Raw genomic sequence first — 24,954 nt, 5'->3', positions numbered from 1 at the left:
TCAACAAATCATTTTGCTCACGTGTTGAATAGTGCTGGAAACAGCCATAATACGAATATTATATGTTAGCCATAGTCATCGTGGATGACGCGACGGCGCGGCGGTTTCGAGTTCCGCGGCGATGCGTCGGGCGATGCCTCTGGACTGCTTGGCAACGTAGCCGAGCAGCCCCGGGCGAGATTGGAAACCGATGAACCGCAGGCCTGCCGCGGCCGGCATTTCGCCGGTGGCCAAGGGCAGGCCGCGCTCGTCGAGCACCCCGAGGTGACCTACGACGGGTTCCAGCCCGCGCCGGTAGCCGGTCGCGCAGATGACCGTGTCCGGTTCCAGGCGGCGCCCGTCGACCAACCGGACACCGCGGCCGTCGAATCGCTCGATGGTGGGGACCACCTCGAACGAACCGTCGCGGATCGCGTCGATCACGTCCCTGTCGACGATCGCGGGTGCGCGGCCCAGCCTGATCCCGCGGGCGAACACGCCCTCGGTGGGTGTCGGCAGTCCGTAAGCGGCGAGGTCTGGAATGCTCAACCGGCGTCCCAGCGCAGCCAACGCATCGGCGAGCCGAACGGGCGCGCGGAAAAGCGGCGTCGCGATCAGGTCCGAGGGCAGCCCGCCCGGCAACGAGCGCAGCATGATGTTCGGTGCCGTACGCACGGCCAGCCACGCCTCCCGCGCCCCACCGGTGGCCACGTCATGAACGATCTCCAGCGCCGATGAACCCGCCCCGACCACCAGAACGCGCTCGTCGCGGTAGGGAGCGGGGTTGCGGTATGCCGACGAATGCAGCACGCGGCCCTCGAAGCCGTCGAGGCCGGGCCAGGTAGGCGTCAGTGGCGTGTGCTCGTATCCGGTCGCCATGACCACCTGGCGGCAGGCGATGTCGCCCGATGTGCTCCGCAACAACCAGCCGTCACCGTCGCGGTCGATCCGGCAGACCTCCGTGCCCAGCCGCAACTCGATCCCGTCGTCGCGGGCGTGCCTTTCGAGGTGATCGACGACCTGATCGCGGGTCGGAAAGACCGGCGTGCCCTTCGGATATGGCCGGCCGGGCAGATGCGAAAACTGCTTGCAGGTATTGAGTTTCAGCCTGTCGTAGCGCCCCCGCCAGGACGAGGCTACCGCATCGGCGCGGTCGATCAGCAGTGGACGCACGCCACGGTCGCGCAGGCTGAGCGCCATCGAGACCCCCGCGGCGCCTGCGCCGACGACGGCGACGCCGTGCTCCAATGTTTCGGTCCTGACGAGCTTTAGCGCGCCCGCCGCACCGCTGCGCCGCGAATCCCGTTGCATAGCTATCCTGTCCACCGACGTCCAGCATGCGGCCCTTGATGGGCCTGAACGAACTGGCCTATATAACTCCGACGATGTTGCGGCACAATTGGTTCAGCAGGGCGTCACTCGACGGCCTATTGCACTCATGTGAAATTGCTTGGCGCTCAAGGGGATTCCCGCGCGCGACACTTGCCCCGCCATGCCGGTCGTAGTGCAATGGCCAGCTAACATCCCGCGCGGCCGATGGCGCAAGGGGCCGCGATGGCAAGGGCACTTGAAATCAGGATTTAAACAATTGAACACACGCCCGAAACATTCCGGGCAAAGGCTTCACCCGTCTACGGCGTCACTTCGCACCGCAGCTGCTTTATAGCCCGCTGGCTCGAATTGAGGTGTGTCTGAACCATGTTGCCTTATCCTGACTGGCTGAATCCCGGAGACAACGCCTGGCAATTGGTGGCCGCGACTCTGGTCGGCCTGATGAGCATCCCAGGCATCGCCGTGCTCTACGGCGGCATCGTGCAGAAGAAGTGGGCCGTCAACACCATGCTGATGGCCTTCACCGGATTCTCGCTGGTGCTGGTCGTGTGGGTGCTCTGGGGCTTCAAGATGGGGTTCGGTGAGCCGCTCAAGCTCGGCCCCGGCATCCTGAGGGCCGCGGTCGGGATTCCGCACACCATCCTGGGCACCGACAACCAGGGACAGGCCGTCATCCCGCTGTTGGACGGCACCATGCCGAAGTTCCGCTTCTCGGAGACCACGCTGGCGTACTTCCAGTTCGTGTTCGCCGCCATCACTCCGCTGCTGTTCCTCGGCAGCGTGGTCGGCCGGATGAACTTCAAGGTGTGGCTGATCTTCGTGCCGCTGTGGTCGACGTTCGCCTACTCGGTCAACGCGTTCCTGGTGTGGGGTGGCGGCTGGTGGGGACAGGCCGGCGCGTTGGACTTCAGCGGTGGGTACGTGATCCACCTGGCCGCCGGAACCAGCGGATTCGTCGCCGCAGCCGTGATCGGACCCCGGCTCGCGCGCGACCGGGAACGCGCGGTGCCCAACAACCTTCCGATGGCCGCGGTCGGCGCCGGCATCCTGTGGCTGGGTTGGAACGGGTTCAACGGCGGTGACCCGTATTTCGCCGGTGCCGACGCCTCCCTGGCGGTGATCAACACCAACCTCACCACTGCCGTCGCGCTGCTCACCTGGGTGATCTGGGACATCTTCGCCAGCAAGGCGCGCAAGCCTACCTTCCTGGGTGCGGTCAACGGCATGATCACCGGGCTGGTCGCCATCACCCCGGCGGCCGGCTACGTCAACAGCTTCGGCGCGATGATCATCGGCGTAGTTGCCTCTTCCCTGGTCTGGATGTCGTGGAACTGGCTCGGTCGGACCAGGCCGTTCAAGAAGGTCGACGACGCCCTCGGTGTGGTTCACACCCACGGCATGGCGGGCTTGGCGGGCGGGCTGCTCGTCGGGGTCCTCGCCGACCCGAAGGTCGTTGTGTACCTGGGCGGCAGCACCGGGACCGACGTGACCTTCGCCGGTTGGCTGTACGGCCACCATCCCAAACAGATCCTGATCCAGTTGGGCGCCGCGGCCACGATCATCGTCTGGGACGCGCTCGTCACGTTCGTCATCCTGCGGGTCCTTGGCCTCTTCATGAAGCTGCGCATGCCCGACGAGGTCCTGGAAACCGGCGACGTCGGCGTGCACGACGAGGAGGCCTACCCCGACGAGGGGCTCGTGACGGGCCGGCGGGTCGAGCCGGTGGCGGCAACGCGGGCCCAGTCGGCGCCAGCCGAAACCGCCGACGAATGAGGTGGTGATAACGCCATGAAGCTGGTCACCGCGATCGTCAAACCGTTCACGCTCGATGACGTCAGGCACGCCGTTGAGGCCGTCGGGATTTTGGGTCTGACCGTCACCGAGGTCCAGGGGTACGGCAGGCAGCGGGGGCACACGGAGGTGTACCGCGGGGCCGAGTACGCGGTCGAGTTCGTGCCCAAGGTCCGCGTCGAGGTACTCGTCGACGAGGCGTTCGCCGACCGCGTCGTCGACGCGATCATCGGCGCCGCGCGCACCGGCAAGATCGGTGACGGCAAGGTGTGGGTTTCACCGGTGGAGAAGGTGATCCGCATCCGGACCGGCGAGCGCGACCACGACGCGCTCTGAGCGGTGCGTCAGGCAGCCTCCGGCAACCGGCCCGGCTTGTAGCCGAACACCGCCGAGGTCGGACCCACCAGGTGTCGCACCTTGATCCGGGTGAAGCCGCCCGCGCGAAGCATTTCCGCACAGGCGGCGGTGGAGGCTTCGTAGCCCTCGCGCGACTCCATCATGATGTTGAGGCTGGACAGCAGGCTCAGGTAATTGTTGCCGCGGTTCTTGCGCCGCCCGGACTGAATCATCGCGTCGTACACGATGATTGCGCCGCCGGGGGGAGTGGCCGCGTAGGCCTTCGCCACCAGTTGCTGACGGATCTCGTGGTTTCGCCCGTGGAACACGTGACCGAACGAAATCACGTCGGCGCGAGGCAGCGGATTTTCGAGGAAGTCGCCTTCGGCGAAGCCCAATCGGCGGTCCAGGCCGAACGACTGGACATATTCTTCGAATATCGGTCGCACGGCGGGAAAGTCGAAACCCGTGCCGCGCAGGTGACGGTGGGTCAGCGCGACCCGCACCGGAAAAGCGCCTTGGGCGCAACCGATGTCACAGAACGTGCGAAAGCGCTGCCATGGAAACCGAGCGGCCAGCAGCGTCGCCTCCCCGGTCGAGATGCCCGTCATCCCGGCCAGAAAGCCCTTGAGTGCCAACGGATCACGATAAAGCATGGAGAAGAACTCGTTATCGCCGCGTTCCTCCTCGGCGCCGGGGCGGCCGGTGCGCAGGAGATCGTCCAGGCTCGACCAAAGGCCGTAGAGACGCTTGCTCGACAACTCCATCAGCCCACCGACATAGCTCGGCTTGGTCCGGTCGAGGAACATCGCGCTGCGAATCGTGTTGGCGTACCGGCCCGCTCGATCGCGTCGCAGCAATCCGGCGGCGACCAGGGCGTCCAGCGCCGTAACTGCGGCGCGCGGGTGCCAGCCGAGGGCGTCGGCCAGTTCCTGCTCGGAGGCCGGCCCGTTGGCTAACTCGGTGAAAACGCCCGATTCGACCGCCGAAAGGATCAGTCGTGAGGACCAGAAGGACATGCCCATCCGAACGATGTCCTCCGGGCCGCCGAAGCGGCGCAACAGGGGGCCGAGGATCGGGTTCTGGAAGACGCGCATCAACCGGCGTTCGCGGCGGATGTCCTGCGGGCGGTTGCGTACTGACGGCGTGGAACCTATGTCGAGCGTCATCGTGGCAAGCCCTTCCGGTTGATTCCGGGTCTTTGCGGTAGACGTTGCCGGCGGCTCGGTGGTTCAGTCGGCGCAGCGCAGACCACCGCGGACCACCGCGGCAACGCCGGAAGGGCCGGGTTCCATTGGGGAACGCAAGGGCGTCGTGGATGAATTACTTTGGGCCAGTGACGCGCTCAAGCGAGAAAAGTGTGACATTTACCTCCTTGATTCATCGATTTTAAGAATTCCCTTATTTATGGACGGCTGTCCACTCGGGTCTACGGTTAACTACCCGGCCGAAAGGGCCTGTGTATCAAGGAGGGTTCGCTTCGCCGTCGGATTTTCCACGCTTAATTGTTTGGGCTCGGGCCGCGGCGCAATCCTGTTATTGAAGTGACGCGGATCACAGCCCTCGCGGAGAAATATTTTTGCGTCTGAATTCGTCAGTAAAATTTGTTAGAAGCAATCATCTCTGGGTGCTGTAACGCGGCGTATCCAGGGCCGCAGGCGTACACGGCGAGGCTTGATAGCTGTGGATGTCCGCGGACGTACGACGAGCGAAGGCGGTGCCAGCATGCGCGGCGTTAACCACCGGAGGCACAACGGCGAGGTCCAGTCCATCGAATTGGCCACGGCACCGGGATTTCCGATTGTCACGCGGATCGCCCTCGACCAGGGTCCGATCAGCGGGATCGTCGCCAGCCCGGAGGGCGGCCGACTGATGGTGGCCAACTACGGCTACGACAGCGTCTCGGTCATCGACGCCCACGCCTGCCGCGTCGTGCAGACCGTTGCCGGCCTGCCCGAGCCCTTCGCGCTCGCCGTCGGCCGCCGCGACACCAACCGCGCCTACGTCAGCAGCGCGACACCGGCCTATGACTCGATCGCGGTCATCGATCTGCAGTCCGGCACGGTCATCTCGACCCATCCGCTGGCGTTCAGCGTCAGCGACCTGACGGCCAGCGCGGATGGCGACTACGTCTACGCCAGCCGCAACGGCGCCGCCGGTCCCGACGTCGTGGTCCTGGATACCCGGACCGGCGACGCTGAGGAGATCGTCCTGCCGGGCCGCCCCGGGACCACCACGGAATGCGTGCGGTCCAGCGCGGACGGGAGCCGCGTCTACGTGGCGACGAACGGCCCCGGCGGGGGACAGCTCGTCGTCGTCGACGCGCACGCGCCGGCCCCCTCCCGCGTGCTGAACACCGTCGAGATCGGCCTGCCCATCCGCGACCTCGCCCTCAGCCCCGACGGTGCGACCGCCTACGTGGCCAGTTGCGCCCCTGAATTGGGGGCGGTGATCGACTCCGTCGACACCCGCACCGCCAAGATCATCGGCACCAGCAAGATCAGCGAGATCTCCGGCATCCTCACCCGCCTGACGCTCAGCCGCGACGGCGATCGCGCCTACCTGGTCAGCGAGGACGGCGTCACCGTGCTCTCCATCCACACGCACGACGTCGTCGGCACCATCCGGGTGGCCACCGAGCCGTCGTGCGTGGTCGAAAGCGCCGACGCAAGGTTCCTCTACATCGCCGACTACTCCGGCACGGTCACCGTGGTCGGGACCGCGGCAGGCTCCGGGTCCGACAGCGAAACGGCGGCCGAGTGGGCAGTCGAGCTGCTGCCGGCCGAACCGGCCCTCGCGTAGTAGCGCCTGGCAAACGGGCCGGCAAACAGGCCCGCAAACGAGCGTTGTCAGGGGAACCCGTTTTCTCCTAGCGGTGTGCGGCGATAGCATTCGCCCGACCGCACACGAGGCGGTGCCGCGTCGAGGGTAAGGCGGTACAGCGATGGACAGCACGATGCAGGACTATCCGCTGACGATCGCCGCGATCATGCGGCACGGCTGCGGTATCCACGGGCAACGCACGGTCACCACCGCAACGGGGGACGGCTACCGGCGAACCACCTACCGCGAGCTGGGCCACCAGGCCGGCCGCCTGGCGAACGCGCTGCGCCGCCTCGGCGTGACCGGGGACCAGCGCGTGGCGACGTTCATGTGGAACAACGCCGAGCACCTGGCGACCTACCTCGCGGTGCCGTCGATGGGCGCCGTCCTGCACACCCTCAACATCCGCCTGTTTCCCGAGCAGATCGCCTTCGTGGCGAACGAGGCCGAGGACCACGTCGTGCTGGTCGACGCGTCACTGGTCAAGCTGTTCGCGCCGGTTCTCCCCGAACTCAAGACCGTGCAGGCGGTGATCGTGGTCGGCGACGGTGACACGGCCGCGCTGGAGGCATCCGGCAAGACCGTGCTGTCCTACGCGGAAGTGATCGGCGCGGAATCCCCCGACTTCGACTGGCCCGAGATCGACGAGCGGTCCGCGGCCGCCATGTGCTACACCAGCGGCACCACCGGCAACCCGAAAGGCGTTGTCTACAGCCATCGTTCGAGCTTCCTGCACGCGATGGGCGGGTGTACCACCAACGGCATCGGCGTCGGGGCGGTCGACAGCGTGCTGCCGATCGTGCCGATGTTTCACGCGAACGCCTGGGGGCTGCCCTACTCGGCGCTGATGGCGGGCGCCGACCTGGTGCTGCCCGATTGCCACCTCGACGCCCGCTCGCTGATAGGCATGGTGGAAACCCAGCGGCCCACCGTCGCCGGCGCCGTGCCGACCATCTGGAACGACGTCCTGCACCGGCTGGAGGACGAACCCGAACACGACATGTCTTCGCTGCGCCTGGTGGTCTGCGGCGGCTCGGCCGTTCCGGTGTCGCTGATGCGCACGTTCGAGGAGAAGCACGGCGTTCAGATCCGCCAGCTGTGGGGCATGACCGAAACGTCCCCGATGGCCACCATGGCCTGGCCGCCGCCGGGGACCCCCGAGGACCAGCACTGGGCGTTCCGCGCGACGCAGGGCCAACCGGTGTGCGGGGTGGAGATGCGCATCGTCGACGACGACGGCGCGGTGCTGCCCAACGACGGCACCGCCGTCGGCGAGGTGGAGGTCCGCGGCCCGTGGATCACCGGTTCCTATTACCTGGGCCACGACGACTCCAAGTTCGACTCCGGCTGGTTGCGCACCGGCGACGTGGGCCGCATCGACGAGCGGGGCTTCGTCACGCTGACCGACCGGGCCAAAGACGTCATCAAGTCCGGCGGCGAATGGATCTCGTCGGTCGAGCTGGAGAACTGCCTGATTGCGCACCCGCAGGTGCTCGAGGCCGCGGTCGTCGGGGTCCCCGACGAACGATGGCAGGAACGGCCGATGGCGGTCGTGGTGGCCAAGCACTCGTCGGTGAGCGCCGAGGAGCTGCGAAAGTTCCTCGCGGACAAGGTCGCCCGGTGGTGGCTGCCCGAGCGGTGGACGTTCGTCGAGGACATTCCCCGCACCAGCGTCGGCAAGTACGACAAGAAGGCCATCCGGGCGCGATACGCCGAGCATGGCTACTGGGTGGTCGAGTCGCGCGACTGAGGCTCGAGTAGTTGCGCGAGCAGACGCAAAGTCGCATCTTTCGGCGCGAAATTACGCGATTTTGCGTCTGCTCGCGAGGAAGGTGAGGTGTCTTGATGAGCCTGCGGGTCATTCAGTGGGCGACCGGGTCGGTCGGAACGGCGGCGATAAAGGGCGTGCTGGAACATCCTGACCTCGAACTCGTTGGCTGCTGGGTACATTCGCAGTCCAAGGCCGGCAGGGACGTCGGGGGCATCATCGGCACCTCGCCGTTGGGCGTGACGGCGACCAACAGCGTCGACGAGGTGCTCGCGCAGCCCGCCGACGCGGTCATCTACGCGCCGCTGCTGCCCAGTGTCGAGGAAGTCGCCGCCCTGCTGCGCTCCGGCAAGAACGTGGTCACGCCGCTGGGATGGTTCTACCCGACCGAAAAGGAAGGCGCCCCACTGGAAGTCGCGGCCCAGGCCGGCAACGCGACGCTGCACGGCGCCGGCATCGGGCCCGGTGCGGCCACCGAGCTGTTCCCGCTGCTGCTCTCGGCGATGTCCACGGGCGTGACCTTCGTTCGCGCCGAGGAGTTTTCCGACCTTCGCACCTACGGCGCGCCGGACGTGCTGCGCCACGTGATGGGCTTCGGCGGGACGCCGGACAGCGCGTTGACCGGGCCCATGCAAAAGCTGCTCGACGGCGGCTTTTTCCAGTCGGTCCGGCTGTGTGTCGACCAATTGGGCTTCGCCGCCGATCCGCAGATCCGGTCGTCGCAGGAGGTGGCCGTGGCGACCGCGCCGATCGACTCGCCGATCGGGCCGATCGAACCCGGCCAGGTCGCCGGACGCCGCTTCCACTGGGAGGCGCTGGTGGGTGACACCGTGGTGGTGCGGATCACCGTGAACTGGCTGATAGGATCGGAAAACCTCGACCCGCCTTGGTCTTTCGGGACCGGCGGGGAACGCTACGAGATCGAGGTGCGGGGCAACCCGGACACCTTCGTGACGGTCAAGGGCTGGCAGCCCGAAAGCGTGCAGGAGGGGTTGGCGAGCAATCCGGGGATCGTCGCGACGGCCGCGCACTGCGTCAATGCGGTCCCCGCCACCTGTGCTGCCCCGGCGGGGATACAAAGCTTTTTCGACCTGCCCCTGATCACCGGCCGGGCCGCGCCAGGGTTGGCGCGCTGAAGGAAAGGCCTTATGCCAGTGCCACAATCACTCGTCGTCGGCGAATCCCTCATCGTTCCCGTCCCTGCCGAGGAGGCCTTCCAGCGCACGCTGCCCGCACCGCTTCCCGAGCTTTTCAAGCGCCGGCACGGCCCGATTCCGCCCGTCCGGGAGGTGCGCGAGCAGACCGGCGCATGGGACGCCGCGGGCCAGACCCGCGTCGTGCACCTGGCCGGCGGCGCCAGCATGCGCGAGGAGCTGACCAGCGTGGACGCGCCCCGGTCGTTCGGGTACCGGTTGACCAAGATCCGGGGTCCCATGGCGCTGCTGGTCGATCATGTTGTGGGCGAATGGATCTTCGTCCCGGCGGCGGGCGGGACGGTGATCACCTGGCGCTGGGACATCTACGCCAGGTCGCCGCTGACATCCTGGGGCTTGCCGCTGTTCGGCCGCAGCTGGAAGGGCTACGCGCGACAGGCGCTGCGGGACCTCTCGGCGATGCTGACGGGCTGACCCCGCCGGGCCGTTGCGGGCCTTTCGGTACGGTCGACACCATGTGCCGACTTTTTGGCTTGCACGCCGGGACGGACGTTTGCACCGCGACCTTCTGGTTGCTGAACGCTCCGGACAGCCTGTCCGCGCAGAGCCGCAAGAACCCGGACGGCACCGGCGTCGGTGTATTTGACGCGCACGGTCGGGCGCAGCTGCACAAGGAGCCGATCGCGGCCTGGCAGGACAGCGAATTCGCCACCGAAGCGCACGAATTGACCGGCACCACCTTCGTCGCCCACGTCCGCTACGCGACGACGGGTTCGCTCGACGTCCGCAACACCCACCCATTCCTGCAGGACGGCCGGATCTTCGCGCACAACGGCGTGGTCGAGGGGCTGGACGGCATCGACGAACGGCTGCGCGAGCTCGGCACCGACGGCCTGGTGCTGGGCGAGACCGATTCCGAGCGGGTGTTCGCCTTGATCACCGGCTCGATCCGCGCCCACGGCGGGGACGAGACGGCGGGCCTCGTCGACGCCGTGCGGTGGCTCGCGGCGAATGCGCCGATCTACGCGGTCAACCTCCTGCTGAGCACGGCCACCGACATGTGGGCGCTGCGCTACCCCGATGCGCACGAGCTTTATCTCTTGGACCGGCGACTGGATGGTGCGCCCAATTTCGACATGCACACCAACCGAATTCGTGCATGGTCCGAGCCGCTGTGCAACCAGTCCTCGGTGGTGTTCGCCACCGAGCGGATGGACGAGGACCCACGCTGGAGCCTGATCGCACCTGGCGAGCTCGTCCACGTCGACGCCGGGTTGCGCGTCACCACAGAGTTGGTGCTGCCCGACCCGCCGAGCCGTCAGCTCCGTCGCGAGGATCTCAGCGAGTCAGTTCGGCGCGCGCAGCACACCGGTATATCCGCGTGACAACCAGACGCGCGCTCGTGCTGGCCGGCGGCGGGATAGCCGGAATCGCTTGGGAGACAGGGGTTCTGCGCGGCATTGCCGACGAGTCCCCGGCGGCCGCCCGGCTCCTGCTGGATTCGGAGGTGCTGGTGGGGACCTCGGCGGGTTCCGCGGTCGCCGCCCAAATCGGCAGCGGCTGCCCGATCGAGGCGCTGTTCGACCGGCAGGTCGCCGAGTCGTCGGCCGAGATCGATTCCGGCGTCGACATCGACGACATCACCGAGGTCTTTTTGACAGCCTTGGGCCAGCCCTACGACAACGCGCTGGACAGGACCCAACAGCAGATGCGGCGGATCGGGGCCGTGGCGTTGGCCACCCAGACCGTCCCGGAACCCGTCCGGCGCCAGGTAATCGCCCAGCGCCTGCCGTCACACGACTGGCCGGACCGCGCGTTGCGGATCACCGCAATCGACACCGCCACCGGCGAATTGGTGGTCTTCGACCGCGACTCCGGCGTCGGGCTGGTGGACGCGGTGGCGGCCAGTTGCGCGGTGCCGGGGGCCTGGCCGCCGGTGACGATCGGCGACCGGCGCTACATGGACGGCGGCGTCGGCAGCTCGGTCAACCTCGGCGTGGCCGGCGATTGCGACGCGGCCGTGGTGCTGGTGCCCTCGGGGCCCGACGCGCCGGCGCCGTTCGGCGCCGGGCCCGCCGCCGAGATCGCCGCGTTCGCCGGCGCAACCCACGCGGTGTTCGCCGACGACGACTCGCTGGCCGCGTTCGGGCCCAACCCCCTGGACCCGCGCTGCCGCATCGACTCCGCGGTGGCCGGGCGCGAACAAGGCCGCCGCGAGGCTCGGGCCGTGGCGCGGTTCCTGGGCGCCTGATCAACCCTCGAGCGCGGGCGGGCTCGACTGTTCCGGATCGGTTTCGAAGGCGTCCAGGGCCCGATCGGCCTCGGCGCGTCCCGCCGCGATCACCTCCACCGCACGGTGAAAATCCAGGCTGCGGCAGGTCGAACGCGGCACCTCGATCAGCAGGTCGGGCGGATAGGCCGACAGCGTATGGCGTGTCAGCGCCGACTGCGCGATATCGAACGCGCGGTACACCACCTCAAAGCTGCCGAGTTTCGGAACGACGCTCGTCTCGTCGAGTTCGCCCGCGCCCGACGGCGATTCCTCGTCCCATTCATCCGTCCAGGTGTCCGCGCCGAATCGGCTCAACACGGCGCGCGCGGTCGGCCGGTCGAGCAGTGACCTAACGGCCGTCGTGTCGAGCAGCGCGGACGTGCTGCGCACCATGCGGTTCAACCATTCCGCGGTGGCGCCCGGCTCCGGCTCTCGTTTCGCGATCACCTCGCTGCCGCTGACGCCCACAGCGATCGTCAGGTCGGCGTTGACCGCGGCCAACGGGGCCATCGGCAGCGGGTCCAGGATGCCGCCGTCGGCGAGCAGGCGTCCGCCCACTTCGTGCGGGGCGATCACGCCCGGAATCGCGATGGACGCCCGGATCGCCTCGTCGAGCGGGCCGCGCTGAAACCACACCGACTTGCCGGCCAGCAGGTCCGTAGCCACCGCTGTGTAGGGAATCGGCAGTTGCTCGATGGCGACCGGGCCGAGGATGTCGCGCACCGCGTCCAGAATCTTCTCGGCCCGCAACACCCCCGCCGCGCTGATGGACGGGTCCAGCAGCCGCAGGATGGTGCGCTGCGTCAACGACTTCGCCCACTCGGCGAACTCGTCGAGGCGTCCCGCCGCCTGCAGACCGCCGATGATGGCACCCATCGACGACCCGGTGATGCCGACGATGTCGTAACCACGCGCTGACAGCGACTCGATCACCCCGATGTGGGCGTAACCGCGGGCCCCGCCGCTGCCCAGCGCCAGCGCCACCCGGGTCGGCGAAGATCGACGCGCCACCGTTCCGCCACGTCCGCCGGGCATGCGTTCATTTTGCTCGGCCGAAGCCCCCTTCGGCGGCGGGGGAGGCAGTTTTTGTACCCATGATCACAATTGGCGCGGGGCGCGGAACGCTACCCGCATTCGTCGTTGGCGGCCGCGCGGGCGGCGGTGATCACGGCCGCCTGCCGGGCCGGTGTCAGGTCTGCCCACCGGGCGTTCCAGGTGCCGGGCGTGCCCGATTGCGACGCCTGGACCATCCGCAAATAGGGCTCGAACAGCGACCCATCCGTCTTAGGCTGGGCCTCCATCCAGACCTTCGCGGCGTGGCAGGCCTGGAAATACTCCTCCTCGGTCGAATCCGCGGGCACATCCACCCTGGTCGTCACCCCGCCCGGCGAGAGGCCGACCGCGCCGGGCGGCGGCGACGCGGGGCCGCCCGGGATGCCCGACGGCCGTGCCGACGGGACGGCGACCCCGCCGTTGGGTGCGCCCTGCGAGCAGCCCGTGACCGCCACCAACAATGCCGCGACGAGCACCGCGCCCCGTTGCCCTGCGGAACGACCGCACCAACGCATCGTCCCAATCTATGCAACACTGGCTGCCGTGATGGAGCGCTTCGGATTTTGCGAGTGTTGTCGGCCCTGACCCGCCGCCGCTTGCCCGATCCGTTCACCCTGGAGCTCCCCAATGTCTGTTCCCGTTGCGACGCGTGCTGTCGCCTCCGGTGCGCTTCGCCCCCTGACCGTCTCGTCGCCGTCCTCGGGACCCACCCGGCTGCGGGTGCCCGACCTGCTGCATGCCACCGACCAAGCCGCCGACCAGGTCCTCAGCGGGCGCTGCGACCACCTGCTGCCCAAGGGCGGGATACCGGAGTCCAAGCGCTGGTTCACCCGCATCCACGGCGACGACGAGCTGGACGTCTGGCTGATCAGCTGGGTCCCCGGTCATCCCACCGAGCTGCACGACCACGGCGGGTCGCTGGGCGCGCTGACCGTGGTGTCCGGATCGCTCAACGAATTCCGTTGGGACGGGAGGGGTTTGCGCCGACGCCGGCTCGACGCGGGTGATCAGGCCGGCTTCCCGCTGGGCTGGGTGCACGACGTGGTGTGGGCGCCCAGGCCAGTCCCGGAGCCGGTGGCCACGTTCAAGGTGCAGCCGACGCTGAGTGTGCACGCCTACTCGCCGCCGCTGACGGCGATGTCGTATTACGAAGTCTCCGAGCGCAACCGGCTGCGCCGCCAGCGCACCGAACTGACCGATCAACCGGAGGGATCCTGATGAGCCGCATCGACGTCGTCCTGAGATCGGCCCGGCGCCGGTTTCGCCGCCTTCGCGCCGTCGAGGTGCCCGAGGCGCTGCGGCGCGGGGCCGTGCTGGTCGACATCCGGCCGCAGGCCCAGCGATTCCGCGAGGGCGAGATACCGGGCGCGCTGGTGGTCGAGCGCAACGTCCTGGAGTGGCGCTGCGACCCGACCAGCGACGCCCGGCTGCCGGAGGCCGTCGACGACGACGTCGAGTGGGTGATCGTGTGCTCCGAGGGCTACACGTCCAGCCTGGCGGCGGCCGCGCTGCTGGACATCGGCCTGCTCCGGGCCACCGACGTCATCGGCGGCTACCACGCGCTGGCCGGTTCCGGGGTGCTGGACCAGCTGCTCGGTAATTCGGGCCCCGACACGCTGGCGAACGCTGGCAGAACCCTTCGACGCTGGCTTTAGCCGATGGCGGCGACCCGCCGCGCCCGGCTACGCCGCGCTTGCGATCGCCGCTAGCCGATGGCGGCGACCCGCCGCGCCCGGTCCCCCGCAAGCGGGAGGTGCCCCCAACGCGTGCTTGCGATCGCCGCTAGCCGTTGGAGTGCAGCAGCGGCCGGAGTTTGTCGGTCTTCTCCGGCGTCCAGCCGGGCGGCGACAGCACCGCGTCCCAACCGTTGGCCACGTCGGCGACGTAGTGGTGCCCGTGCCCGTCCGGCACGTCGACCGCGACCGCCATGTCCGCCGAGACTTGCAGGAACGTGACGACCGGGATCCAGTAGGTCTCGGGCAGCACGTCGTAGCCGCGTTTCTCGCGCAGCCAGTCGGGCTTGGCGAACAGAAGATCGGGGGTCCACCAGGCGATCGGATCGGAGGCGTGCTGCAGATAGACCACCCGCGGGTGGTCCCACGCGGCGTCCGGACGCCCGAGATCGCTTGCGCGAGCGACGAATCGGACATTCTTGCCGTCGTTGTAGATCGGCAGCCACTGCGGGGAGCCGGCGTCGCGCGTCGAGGTCAGGTCCGTCCAGATGGTGTTGTTGAACGTCGGCCCGCTGAACAGCGCGCCATCGGTGCGAGCCAGCACGTTGTTGAGGCTCATGAACGGCGCCTCGCCCCCGAACGATCCCAGGCTTTCGCCGAACACGACGAGCTTGGGCCGCTGCCCTTCCGGCATCTGGCGGATCAGCCGGTCGACGGCCTCGAACAGCGCCTGGCCGGCGTGTCGGGCGTTTTCCTTGTCCACCAGGAACGAAAGCCAACTCGGCAGGAACGAGTACTGCATGCTGACGATCGCGGTGTTGCCGTTGTACATGTACTCCAGCGTCGAGGCCTCCGCCTCGTTGATCCAGCCGGTGCCGGTGGTCGTCGCGACCGCGACGACGGCGCGCTGCAGCCCGCCGGTGCGCTGCAGCTCGCGCGCCGCGAGTTCGGCGGTCGCGGTGATGCCGTCCGCGGAGTTCAGCCCGGCGTAGGCGCGAATCGGCTGCATGGCCGGGGATCCGTTGAACGTGGTCAGCTCGTCGACCCGCGGGCCGCCCTCGATGAAGACGCGACCCTCGCGGCCGAGCGACTCCCACGACACCAGCGACTGCGGGCCACCGGACCGCAGCGGCGTTTTGGGTGGCGCCGTGTCGGGGCTCTCCTCGTTGTTGGCCGCCGCGAAGGTGTTGTTCATGGCCCGCATGGCGAACTTCAGCACGACGCCGTTCATCAGGGTGATGCTCAGCACCACCAGCGCGACCACGACGATGGTCACCGAGAGGCGAAAGGGTGCAATCCGGTCCAGCAGCCCGACCAGGAAACTGATCAGCCACCGGATGAACTGGCCGATCTCGACGAGCGTGAACAGCACCACGATCGACAGCACCGCGGCGATGGGGTAGTCGTACCACTTCAGGTGCGCGACGCCCATCAGGTCGCGCACGCGGTCCTGCCAGACGTGGAAGCGGATGGCCATCACGACCATGCCGACCAGCCCGACCGGGATCAGCACCTTCCACGCCCAGCGCGGCGGCGGCGGGCTGTAGTTCCGGGTGCGCATGTAACGGACCAGCCAGACGGCGAAGACCCCCAGCCCGTAGCCGATGGCTCCGGAGAACCCGCTCACGAGGCCCTGAAACACCGCGCCGCGGGGCAGCAGCGACGGCGTCATCGAGAACCAGATGAAAACCAGGCCGACCGCGGTGCCCATGAAGGTGTAGTGGCGCACCCACCACGGCTTTTCATGCGGATGCGCCTCGTGCTTGTGGGGTGCCTCAGCGGCTTCCGGCGCGGCTTCGCGCACCGCTTCGTCGTCGGGAGCGGTCGTCGCGGGACCCGGATCGCTCATCGAAGCGTCCTATCGGTGGGTGAAGTTGGGGGGTCGCTTCTCGATGAATGCCGCCATCCCCTCCGACTGATCCTCGGTCGCGAACGTCGAATGAAACAGCCTGCGCTCGTAGAGAAGTCCCTCGGACAGCGTGGATTCGAAGGCGCGGTTGACGGCTTCCTTGGCCATTCGCGCCGCCGAGCGCGACATCTGCGAAATGGTGGTCGCGACGGCCTTGGCCTCGGTCAGCAGGTCGTCGGCCGGCACCACCCGCGAAACCAGGCCGCTCCGTTCGGCTTCGGCGGCATCGATGGTGCGCCCGGTCAGGATGAGGTCCATGGCCTTGGCCTTGCCGATGGCACGGGTCAGCCGCTGCGAACCGCCCATGCCCGGCAGCACACCGAGTTTGATCTCCGGCTGGCCGAACTTCGCCGTGTCGGCCGCGATCAGCAGGTCGCACATCATCGCGAGCTCGCAGCCACCGCCCAGTGCGTGTCCGGCGACCGCGGCGATGGTGGGGGTGCGGACCGCGGCGAGTTTGCCCCAGCCGGCAAAGAAGTCGGCGCCGAACGCGTCGGCGAAGGTCAAGGCGGACATTTCCTTGATGTCGGCGCCGGCCGCGAACGCCTTGGCCGAACCGGTGATGATGATCGCACCGATTCCGGGATCTTCGTCCAATTCGGTTGCCGCGCTGGTGACTTCGGCCATTACCTGGCTGTTGAGGGCGTTCAGCGCCTGCGGCCGGTTCAGTGTGATGATCCCGACGCGCGCATCGCGCTCGACGAGGATGGTCTCGTAGTTCTCTGTCACGCCAACCGCCTTTCTAGAATTTCAAGTCGTCGTCGACCGGCGCGAAATACGCCTCCACGTCGGCCGCGGTGATCTCGGCCAGCGTCGCCGGGGACCATTTGGGATTGCGATCCTTGTCGATGATCTGCGCACGGATGCCCTCCACCAGGTCGTGGGAGCGGGCCGCGGCGCTCGACACTCGATAGTCCTGGACCAGAACCTCTTCCAGGGTTTGCATTTTGGCGGCGCGACGCACCGCCTGCAGCGCCACGGACACGGCGATGGGGGAGCGGGTGGCGATCAGGTCTGCGGCATCGTTCGCCGGGCCGCCATGGCTGCGCAGGGCCGCAAGGATTTCTTCCACCGTGTCGCCCGCGAAACACGGGTCGATCCAATCGCGTTGGGCGACAAGCTTGCTCGGTGGTGGTTCGACGGCATGCGCGGCCAGCGCGCCCTCGATGCCGTCCTCGACGATCGCCTTGGCGAACGCGTCCAGTTCGTCGTGCGGGACGTAGTGGTCGGCGAATCCCATGGCGACGGCGTCGGCCCCGGAGAACGGCGCCCCGGTCAGCGCGGCGTGCAGCCCCAGCGCACCCGGCGCCCGGGACAACAGAAACGCCCCGCCGACGTCGGGAACGAACCCGATGCCCACCTCCGGCATTGCCACCTTTGAGGTTTCGGTTACCACGCGGATGCTGCCGTGCGCGCTGACCCCCACGCCGCCGCCCATCACGATGCCGTCCATCAACGACACGTACGGCTTGGCGAAGCGCCCGATCTGACCGTCGAGCAGATACTCGTCGCGCCAGAACTTCCGGACCTCGACGCCATCCTTGCGCGCGCTTTCGTAGACGGCCACGACGTCGCCGCCGGCGCACAATCCGCGTTCGCCCGCCCCGGACAGCACGACTGCCCGCACCGCGTCGTCGCTTTCCCAACGGGTGAGCACCGCCCTCAACGCGTCCACCATCGTCTGATTCAGCGAGTTGATCGCCTTGGGCCGGTTGAGCGTGATCAACCCGACGCCGCCTTCGACCCGGGTCAGGACCTCATCGGATTCGACAGCTGCCACGGTCAACGCCCTCGTCCTCCCAATCGCCGCCCGGTCTCGACCAGCAATCTAGATCGTCACGACCGCAGCGATCCCCGCGGGTAAGGTTTATGTTTGACCGGACGACAACAGCAGAGCCCGTTAAATAGCCTCAAAACACCGAGAAAACAGCAGGTCCGTTGGGAACTAGGGCGACCCGCTGGTCGTTGAGCAGGTGTTCGCACAGCTCGAACCCATAGCCATTAGAGAGGATCCGACGGTGCGGGAGACAAGTAACCCGGTATTTCGTTCGCTGCCCAGGCAGAGCGGGGGATACGCGCAATTCGGCACTGGCGCGGCCCAGGGCTATTACCAGGCCGACCCCTACGTGGCTCCCTACCAGGACACCAGGGCGTCCCGGCCGCTGACCATCGACGACGTCGTCACCAAGACCGGCATCACGCTGGCCGTGCTGATCGGCGCCGCGATCGTGTCCTACTTCATGGTGGCCACGAACCTAGCCTTGGCGATGCCGCTGACCCTGATCGGAGCGCTGGGTGGCCTCGGGCTGGTGCTGATCGCCACCTTCGGGCGCAAGCAGGACAGCCCGGCGATCGTGCTCAGCTACGCGGTTCTCGAGGGGCTTTTCCTCGGCGCCGTCTCGTTCGTCTTCGCCAACTTCCAGGTCTCCAACGCCAATGCCGGCGCGCTGATCGGGGAGGCCGTTCTGGGGACTGTCGGTGTGTTCTTCGGGATGCTCGTCGTCTACAAGACGGGCGCCATCCGGGTCACGCCCAAGTTCACCCGGATGGTCGTCGCCGCGCTGTTCGGAGCGCTGTTCCTGATGCTCGGCAACTTCATCCTGGCGATGTTCCACGTCGGCGGCGGCACAGGCCTCGGCCTGCGCAGCGGCGGACCGATCGCCATCATCTTCTCGCTGGTGATGATCGGCATCGCGGCCTTCAGCTTCCTGATCGACTTCGACGCGGCCGACCAGATGATCCGCGCGGGCGCGCCGGAGAAGGCGGCGTGGGGCATCGCGCTGGGCCTGACCGTGACCCTGGTCTGGCTTTACCTCGAGATCCTGCGCCTGCTCAGTTACCTGCAAAACGACTAGCCCCGGCTCTGACGAGGAAAACCGGCACGCCCGCAGGCGTGCCGGTTTTTTTGTGCGCCCCGCGCGATGTCACATCCACGACCGCTGGATGCGTCTGCTGGTTGTCAGCACACATTCGCTCGCGAAAGGCAGCATCATGAAGCACATCGTGATCATCGGCGCCGGCTACGCCGGCATGGCGGCCACCACCCGCTTGGCGCGCCGGGTCAAGGGCCGCGACGACGTGCGCGTCACCCTGGTCAATCCGCAGGCTCGGTTCACCGAGCGGCTGCGCCTGCACCAGGCGGCTTCGGGCCAGCGGCTGGCCGACCTTGAGATCCCGGACATGCTCGCCGGCACCGACGTCAAGTTCGTCCAGGGATGGGTCACCGGCCTCGACGCCGACGCGCGGACCGTCCGTCTCGACGACGAACGCACGATCGGCTACGACACCCTGGTGTACGCGCTCGGCGCCGTCGCCGACACCGAGGTCGTGCCCGGCGTCGATGAATTCGCCTACACGCTCAACAGCGCCCACGACGCCGGGTTGCTGGCCCAGCAGCTGGATCGGCTCGGCGCCGGGACGGTCGTGGTCGCCGGCGGCGGCCTGACCGGTATCGAATCGGCGGCCGAGATCGCCGAGCGGCACCCCGAGCTCGACGTCGTACTGCTGAGCCGGCAGACACCCGGATCGGCGATGGGCCCCAAGGCGCGTGCCCGCCTGCATGCCGGGTTGGACCGGTTGGGCGTGCGCGTGCGTTCCGGCGTCGACATCGTCAAGGTGATGCCCGACGGGGTCGCCCTGGCCGACGGCGAGGTCGTCGCGGCGCGCGCGGTGCTGTGGGCCACGGGCGTGCGGGTGTCGCCGCTGGCGGCCGCCGCGGGCCTGCTCGTCGACGACCGCGGCCGAATCGTCACCGATGCGGCGCTGCGCTCGGTGTCGCACCCGGACGTGTACGTCGTCGGCGACGCCGCGGCGGTCCGGCAAGGCTATGGCCTCGTGCACGGCACCTGCCAGAGCGGCATCCCCACCGGTGTGCACGCCGCGGCCAACATCGTGCGGGAGCTGAAGGGCAAGCAGACCAAGCGATTCCGCTTCGGCTACATCCACCAGCCGGTGAGCCTGGGCCGGCACGACGCCGTCATCCAGTTCACCCATCCCGACGACAGCCCGTCGCGTTTCTATCTGGCCGGTCGGTGGGCCGTCGCCTACAAGGAAACGGTGAGCGCCAGCCCGTGGACGACCTACCGATTGCTCAAGTTGCTGCCCGCGCTGGGGGCCGTGACATGGCGGCGCGGCGGGGGCTTCACCCGATGAGCACCGACGAGCACGTGTTCGTCGAACACCGGAAACTGTTGTTCGCCATCGCCTATCGGATCCTGGGCTCGGCGGCCGACGCCGAAGACGTGGTCCAGGATGCGTGGCTGAAGTGGTCGGCGGCCGATCGGGGTCAGGTCGCCGACCCCAAGGCGTACCTATCGCGCATTGTGTCGAATCTGTCGATGGAACGACTGCGCTCGACGCGGCGCCAGCGCGAGACCTACGTGGGGCCGTGGCTGCCCGAGCCGATTCTCACGAGCGAAGACACGGCCGAGGATGTCGCGGCCGCCGAATCGGTGTCGATGGCGATGCTGGTCGTGCTCGAGACGCTGAGCCCGTTGGAGCGCGCGGTCTTCGTCCTCAAGGAGGTGTTCGACTTCAGCTACGCCGAAATCGCTTCGGCCGTCGAGCGTTCCGAGGCCGCGGTGCGCCAGGCGGGCCACCGCGCCCGCAACCACGTGCAGGCGCGCCGGCCCCGGTTCGAGGCCGACCGCGGCAAGAAGCGCGCGGTCACCGAACGCTTCTTTTCCGCGGCGACCGGCGGGGACATCAACGACCTCATGCAACTGCTCGCCCCCGACGTCACGCTGTGGACAGACGGCGGCGGAAAGGTGCGCCAGGCGCTGCGCCCGGTCGAGGGCATGGCCAAGGTCGCCGCCTGGCTCGCCGGTGTTACCAAGCGCCCGTACGAAGGCGTCGAAATCGCCGATATGACAGCCGAAGTCGTAGACATCAACGGCGGGCCGGGCATCGTCTTCTCGGCCTCAGGCCGCGTGATCGCCACGCTCACAGTTGAACTCGACGCGGACGGACGCATCGTCACCATCCACAACGTGGCCAACCCGGACAAGTTGCGCGCCGTCGCCGACGGGGTTCGGCGCGGCTAACGCTTTTGGTTGTGCAGCCACGGTTTTGGGTGTGCACTGACGGCACAGCCGCTCGGCGCGTCGCCGCCCACGACTCACACGCAACGCCCAAGATTCACGCAGTCGCGTGGCGCGGCTAGCTGAGCCGCTCGATCACCATCGCCATGCCCTGGCCGCCGCCGACACACATGGTTTCCAGGCCCAGCGTCTTGTCGTGCGTCTGCAGGTTGTTGAGCAGCGTGGTGGCGATGCGCGCGCCGGTCATGCCGAACGGGTGGCCCAGGGCGATCGCCCCACCGGACACGTTCAGCTTGTCCTCGTCCATGCCCAGCTCGCGCGCCGAACCCAGCACCTGCACCGCGAAGGCCTCGTTGATCTCGTACAGGTCGATGTCGCCGATCGACATGCCCGCCCTGGCCAACGCCTTCTTGGACGCCTCGATCGGGCCCAGGCCCATGATCTCCGGCGACAGGCCGCTGACCCCGGTGGACACGATGCGGGCCAGCGGCGTCAGACCCAGTTCCTTGGCCTTCGTGTCGCTGGTGATCACCAGCGCGGCCGCGCCGTCGTTCAGCGGACACGCGTTGCCGGCGGTCACCGTGCCGTTGGGCCGGAACACCGGCTTGAGCTCGCTGACCTTCTCGTAGGTGGTACCCGCGCGGGGGCCGTCGTCGGTGGTGACGGTGGTGCCGTCGGGCAGGGTCACCGGGGTGATCTCGCGCTCGAAGAACCCGCTCTTGATCGCCTCCTCGGCGCGGTTCTGGCTGCGCACCCCCCAGCGGTCCTGCTCCTCGCGGCTGATGCCGGTCATGATCGCGACGTTTTCGGCGGTCTGACCCATCGCGATGTAGACGTCCGGCAGGTTGCCGTCGGCTCGGGGGTCGTGCCACTCGTCGGCGCCCTGAGCCGCGGCGGCCGAACGCTCCTGGGCCTCGTCGAACAGCGGGTTCTTGGTGTCGGGCCATGAGTCGGAGTTGCCCTTGCCGAATCGGGACACGGTCTCCACGCCCGCGGAGATGAACGCGTCGCCCTCGCCCGCCTTGATCGCGTGGAACGCCATCCGGGTGGTCTGCAGCGACGACGAGCAGTACCGGTTCACCGTGGTGCCCGGCAGGAAGTCGTAGCCCAGCTCGACGGCGACGACGCGCGCCATGTTGAAGCCGGATTCGCCGCCCGGCAGGCCGCAGCCCAGGATGAGGTCGTCGATCTGGTGCGGGTTGAGCGCGGGCACCTTGTCCAGCGCGGCGCGCACCATCTGGGCGGCCAGGTCGTCGGGCCGCATGGACACCAGCGATCCCTTCATGGCGCGCCCGATCGGCGAGCGGACGGCTGAGACGATGACGGCTTCAGGCATGGTTTGTTCCCTTCCAGCGGACGCGGGCGCGCTTCCCAAGCGGGTGTTTTCATCACCCCGACGGGCTAGAACAAATCTAGTCGGTGCCGACCGGCTGGGAATCAGACGGGGCGGGGGACGCGGCGGCCGGGCGCCGCCACAGCCGCGTCACGAGGGTCAACCGCGCCGGAGAATCGTCGAGCCTCGGTGCGGGAGCGGGGACCGAAACCTCCGGCGTCGGGCTTTCGACCTTGATGCCCAGCGCGTCGCACACCGCCTCCAGCAGCGCCTCTGCGGCCAGCGCGTACGCGGTCGGCGAGGGGTGGAAGCCGTCGGCGGAGAACATCTGCTCGGGCGCGGTCCGGAATTGGGGTGCCAACAGCTGCGCCATCGGGACCGGCACGCCGCCCGCCCCCCGGACCGCGGCGGTCTGGGCGCGGGCGAGCTGCGACGTCCGGGCGTGCGCCAGCGAGCGAAGCGGCTGCGGGATCGCGCTGATGACACCGAGATCGGGGCAGGTGCCGACGATCACCACCGCACCGCGGGAGCGCAGCTTGCGCACGGTCAGGGCCAGCCGTTGCGCCGACTGGCTGATGCCGTTGAGGGCCGTGACGTCGTTGGCCCCCAGCATCATCACCGCCACGTCCGGCGGCGGGCCGGCCACGAACATCGCGTCGACCTGACCGGCGACACCCTTCGACGTGGCGCCGACGATGGCCTTGGTGCTCAGCCGGACGACCTTGCCCGCGCGCTCGGCCAGCCCGCGGGCGATCAGCACGCCGGGCACTTCCTCGGCGCTCATGCAGCCGTATCCGGTGGCCGTCGAGTCGCCGAAGATCATCAGGTGCAGGTCGGCGGTCATGCCGCGCTGCCACCGCTGCACCGGCCCGCCGCCGGCGGTGTACACGCCGTCGGCACGCGGCGGGATGTCCCAGGCCTTCGGAATGACGGTGCGCGTGTGCGCCGCCTGGCCAACCAGCAGGTTGCGTGCGCCGAGATAGGCAGTCCCCGTCGAGGCGAGCGCGCCGGCTGTGGCCAGGGCGATCGTCGAACGACGCGGCACCCGGATGGTCACAGGGCCAGTTTAGTTCGGCTCAAGGGTTTGCGCGGGCGGCTTATGAACAATGTGGTCACGTTGTGAATCAAATGTGGTATCGAATCAGATTCTTCAAACGTTCTACTCAGCAAAGGCTGTCAAGCTAAGTTTCAAGGGTTGGCTGAACGCCCTGGAGAGTGGGCTGAACCGGACGCTTGGCTGCCTCGTCACATGCTGTATCGGACTACAAGGGCGTAGGAAGTGTTGAGCATGACCGCACCTAGCAAGGTATCCGGTTCCCCCCGGAATACCGTTCGGCCACATGAGGTTCTCAAGCGACGTAGAGTTGAGGCTCGCAGATTTGCCATCAGCGACGGGGCACCGGTCGAGGTACTCGAGTCCGGTCCCAGCGTTGCTGCGCGGGTAGCTAACCTCGCCTCCCGACTCACCATCCGGCCGGTTTTGTCCGTCGGCAGCCACGTTCCCAACCTGCCGTGGCCGTGGGGTCTCATCGACGTCGCGGCCCGGGTCCTGCTCCCGGTCTCCGCCACCGTCCGCGAGACGGTGAACTTGCCCAATGCTTCCGCGCAGCTGGTGCGGGCCCCCGGAGTGCTGCCTGCGGACGGCACCCGCCGGGTGATCGTCTACCTGCACGGCGGCGCGTTTTTGACCTGTGGAGCAAACTCGCACGGCCGGCTGGTCGAGACGCTGTCGAAGTTTGCTGACTCGCCGGTGCTGGTCGTCAACTACCGGCTGTTGCCCAAGCACTCGATCGGCATGGCCCTCAATGACTGCCACGACGCGTACCAATGGTTGCGCGAGCGTGGCTACGAGCCGGACCAGATCGTGCTTGCCGGCGACTCGGCGGGCGGGTACCTGGCGCTGGCCCTGGCGCAACGCCTGCAGGAGGAGGGGCACGGCGAGTCCGAGATGCCCGCGGCGCTCGTGGCGATCTCGCCACTGCTGCAGCTAGCAAAGGAATGCAAGCAGGCGCACCCCAACATCAAGAGCGACGCGATGTTCTCCGCGAACGCGTTTGACGCGCTCGTCGCATTGGTTGCTAGCGCCGCCGAAAAGAACATCGTCGACGGCAAACCCGAAGAAATCTACGAGCCTCTGGAGCACATCAAGCCCGGCCTGCCGCGGACGCTCATCCACGTTTCCGGATCCGAGGTGTTGCTGCACGACGCGCAGCTGGCGGCGTCGCGGTTGGCGGCGGTCGGGGTGCCGGCCGAGGTGCGGGTCTGGCCCGGCCAGGTCCACGACTTCCAGCTGGCCGCGCCGCTGGTTCCGGAGGCGATCCGTTCGCTGCGCCAGATAGGCGACTACATCCGCGAGGCCACCGGCTAGCGCGACGACGGCGAGCGCCGGCACGGCGCGAGTAAGGAGTCGCGCAATCGGACCTAGCGCGACGACGGCGAGCGCCGGCACGGCGCGAGTAAGGAGTCGCGCAATCGGACCTAGCGCGACGACG

At 68.0% G+C, this 24,954-nt stretch carries 23 protein-coding genes; 14 read left to right on the top strand and 9 right to left on the bottom strand.

The genetic code is table 11. The features are described 5' to 3' along the window. Nucleotides 1-75 precede the first annotated feature (75 nt). Nucleotides 76-1,305, bottom strand: coding sequence for a flavin-containing monooxygenase (locus AC5Y4S_RS12075; RefSeq protein WP_500032995.1), 1,230 nt, complete (start codon nt 1,303-1,305; stop codon nt 76-78). Nucleotides 1,306-1,677: 372 nt separating this feature from the next. On the opposite strand from AC5Y4S_RS12075, the gene AC5Y4S_RS12070 reads away from it, so the two are divergent. Both AC5Y4S_RS12070 and AC5Y4S_RS12065 read left to right on the top strand, forming a co-directional pair. Continuing rightward, a complete protein-coding gene (locus AC5Y4S_RS12070) occupies nt 1,678-3,084 on the top strand; it encodes an ammonium transporter (RefSeq protein WP_500032994.1) in 1,407 nt (468 codons plus the stop codon). Nucleotides 3,085-3,099: 15 nt separating this feature from the next. After that, a complete protein-coding gene (locus AC5Y4S_RS12065; protein ID WP_500032993.1) occupies nt 3,100-3,438 on the top strand; it encodes a P-II family nitrogen regulator in 339 nt (112 codons plus the stop codon). Nucleotides 3,439-3,446: 8 nt separating this feature from the next. Here the strand turns inward: AC5Y4S_RS12065 and AC5Y4S_RS12060 are convergent, their stop codons facing one another. Beyond that, nucleotides 3,447-4,607 (bottom strand): methyltransferase, encoded by a 1,161-nt coding sequence (locus AC5Y4S_RS12060; protein WP_500032992.1) that lies wholly within the window; start codon nt 4,605-4,607, stop codon nt 3,447-3,449. A 556-nt stretch (nt 4,608-5,163) separates the two neighbouring features. Here AC5Y4S_RS12060 and AC5Y4S_RS12055 point away from each other — a divergent pair. The 6 genes from AC5Y4S_RS12055 (at nt 5,164) to AC5Y4S_RS12030 (ending at nt 11,434) form a co-directional block, all read left to right on the top strand. Continuing rightward, nucleotides 5,164-6,240, top strand: coding sequence for a YncE family protein (locus tag AC5Y4S_RS12055; RefSeq protein WP_500032991.1), 1,077 nt, complete (start codon nt 5,164-5,166; stop codon nt 6,238-6,240). Between the two features lie 142 nt (nt 6,241-6,382). Then, nucleotides 6,383-8,011, top strand: a complete 1,629-nt coding sequence (locus tag AC5Y4S_RS12050; RefSeq protein ID WP_500032990.1) for a long-chain fatty acid--CoA ligase — start codon at nt 6,383-6,385, stop codon at nt 8,009-8,011. A 95-nt stretch (nt 8,012-8,106) separates the two neighbouring features. Further along, nucleotides 8,107-9,165, top strand: coding sequence for an NAD(P)H-dependent amine dehydrogenase family protein (locus tag AC5Y4S_RS12045; RefSeq protein WP_500032989.1), 1,059 nt, complete (start codon nt 8,107-8,109; stop codon nt 9,163-9,165). Between the two features lie 18 nt (nt 9,166-9,183). After that, complete coding sequence (locus tag AC5Y4S_RS12040; protein WP_500033304.1) at nt 9,184-9,657, top strand: SRPBCC family protein; 474 nt, start codon at nt 9,184-9,186, stop codon at nt 9,655-9,657. 41 nt (nt 9,658-9,698) lie between these two features. Continuing rightward, a complete protein-coding gene (locus AC5Y4S_RS12035) occupies nt 9,699-10,568 on the top strand; it encodes a class II glutamine amidotransferase (RefSeq protein WP_500032988.1) in 870 nt (289 codons plus the stop codon). Next, the gene (locus AC5Y4S_RS12030; RefSeq protein ID WP_500032987.1) at nt 10,565-11,434 is read left to right on the top strand and encodes a patatin-like phospholipase family protein; all 870 of its coding nucleotides are present in this window, start codon (nt 10,565-10,567) and stop codon (nt 11,432-11,434) included. Before AC5Y4S_RS12035 ends, AC5Y4S_RS12030 begins: the two co-directional genes overlap by 4 nt. Here the strand turns inward: AC5Y4S_RS12030 and AC5Y4S_RS12025 are convergent, their stop codons facing one another. Next, complete coding sequence (locus AC5Y4S_RS12025; RefSeq protein WP_500032986.1) at nt 11,435-12,490, bottom strand: patatin-like phospholipase family protein; 1,056 nt, start codon at nt 12,488-12,490, stop codon at nt 11,435-11,437. Between the two features lie 89 nt (nt 12,491-12,579). After that, complete coding sequence (locus AC5Y4S_RS12020) at nt 12,580-13,023, bottom strand: lipoprotein LpqV (protein ID WP_500032985.1); 444 nt, start codon at nt 13,021-13,023, stop codon at nt 12,580-12,582. Nucleotides 13,024-13,135: 112 nt separating this feature from the next. Between AC5Y4S_RS12020 and AC5Y4S_RS12015 the strand changes: the two genes are divergently transcribed. Together AC5Y4S_RS12015 and AC5Y4S_RS12010 are read left to right on the top strand one after the other, a co-directional pair. Next, nucleotides 13,136-13,726, top strand: coding sequence for a cupin domain-containing protein (locus tag AC5Y4S_RS12015; protein WP_500032982.1), 591 nt, complete (start codon nt 13,136-13,138; stop codon nt 13,724-13,726). Beyond that, nucleotides 13,726-14,163 (top strand): rhodanese-like domain-containing protein, encoded by a 438-nt coding sequence (locus AC5Y4S_RS12010; protein ID WP_500032978.1) that lies wholly within the window; start codon nt 13,726-13,728, stop codon nt 14,161-14,163. The genes AC5Y4S_RS12015 and AC5Y4S_RS12010 overlap by 1 nt, the downstream gene beginning before the upstream one ends. Nucleotides 14,164-14,290: 127 nt before the next feature. On the opposite strand, the gene AC5Y4S_RS12005 is transcribed toward AC5Y4S_RS12010, so the two are convergent. The 3 genes from AC5Y4S_RS12005 to AC5Y4S_RS11995 are packed head-to-tail and all read right to left on the bottom strand — an operon-like array spanning nt 14,291 to nt 17,870. After that, nucleotides 14,291-16,030, bottom strand: a complete 1,740-nt coding sequence (locus AC5Y4S_RS12005) for an alpha/beta hydrolase (protein WP_500032977.1) — start codon at nt 16,028-16,030, stop codon at nt 14,291-14,293. A gap of 9 nt (nt 16,031-16,039) precedes the next feature. Then, the gene (locus AC5Y4S_RS12000; RefSeq protein ID WP_500032976.1) at nt 16,040-16,819 is read right to left on the bottom strand and encodes an enoyl-CoA hydratase; all 780 of its coding nucleotides are present in this window, start codon (nt 16,817-16,819) and stop codon (nt 16,040-16,042) included. Nucleotides 16,820-16,832: 13 nt separating this feature from the next. Next, nucleotides 16,833-17,870, bottom strand: coding sequence for an enoyl-CoA hydratase/isomerase family protein (locus AC5Y4S_RS11995; RefSeq protein ID WP_500032973.1), 1,038 nt, complete (start codon nt 17,868-17,870; stop codon nt 16,833-16,835). Between the two features lie 238 nt (nt 17,871-18,108). Here AC5Y4S_RS11995 and AC5Y4S_RS11990 point away from each other — a divergent pair, with 238 nt between their 5' ends. The 3 genes from AC5Y4S_RS11990 to AC5Y4S_RS11980 all read left to right on the top strand — a co-directional run bounded on the left by AC5Y4S_RS11990 (nt 18,109) and on the right by AC5Y4S_RS11980 (nt 21,132). After that, entirely contained in the window at nt 18,109-18,945 is an 837-nt protein-coding gene (locus tag AC5Y4S_RS11990; protein WP_085186844.1) for a Bax inhibitor-1/YccA family protein, read from the top strand. A gap of 136 nt (nt 18,946-19,081) precedes the next feature. Next, the gene (locus AC5Y4S_RS11985; protein WP_500032964.1) at nt 19,082-20,242 is read left to right on the top strand and encodes an NAD(P)/FAD-dependent oxidoreductase; all 1,161 of its coding nucleotides are present in this window, start codon (nt 19,082-19,084) and stop codon (nt 20,240-20,242) included. Next, nucleotides 20,239-21,132, top strand: coding sequence for an RNA polymerase sigma-70 factor (locus tag AC5Y4S_RS11980; protein WP_500032959.1), 894 nt, complete (start codon nt 20,239-20,241; stop codon nt 21,130-21,132). The genes AC5Y4S_RS11985 and AC5Y4S_RS11980 overlap by 4 nt, the downstream gene beginning before the upstream one ends. A 115-nt stretch (nt 21,133-21,247) precedes the next feature. Here AC5Y4S_RS11980 and AC5Y4S_RS11975 read toward each other — a convergent pair whose 3' ends face one another. Together AC5Y4S_RS11975 and AC5Y4S_RS11970 are read right to left on the bottom strand one after the other, a co-directional pair. Next, a complete protein-coding gene (locus tag AC5Y4S_RS11975; RefSeq protein ID WP_500032954.1) occupies nt 21,248-22,465 on the bottom strand; it encodes an acetyl-CoA C-acetyltransferase in 1,218 nt (405 codons plus the stop codon). 76 nt (nt 22,466-22,541) lie between these two features. Next, nucleotides 22,542-23,507, bottom strand: a complete 966-nt coding sequence (locus tag AC5Y4S_RS11970) for an SGNH/GDSL hydrolase family protein (RefSeq protein WP_500033303.1) — start codon at nt 23,505-23,507, stop codon at nt 22,542-22,544. A gap of 243 nt (nt 23,508-23,750) precedes the next feature. Here AC5Y4S_RS11970 and AC5Y4S_RS11965 point away from each other — a divergent pair, with 243 nt between their 5' ends. After that, a complete protein-coding gene (locus AC5Y4S_RS11965) occupies nt 23,751-24,830 on the top strand; it encodes an alpha/beta hydrolase (protein WP_500032950.1) in 1,080 nt (359 codons plus the stop codon). Nucleotides 24,831-24,954 lie beyond the last annotated feature (124 nt).

The sequence above is a fragment of the Mycobacterium sp. NGS64 genome (assembly GCF_059812245.1).
This window is presented reverse-complemented; position numbering and strand designations above follow the sequence as displayed.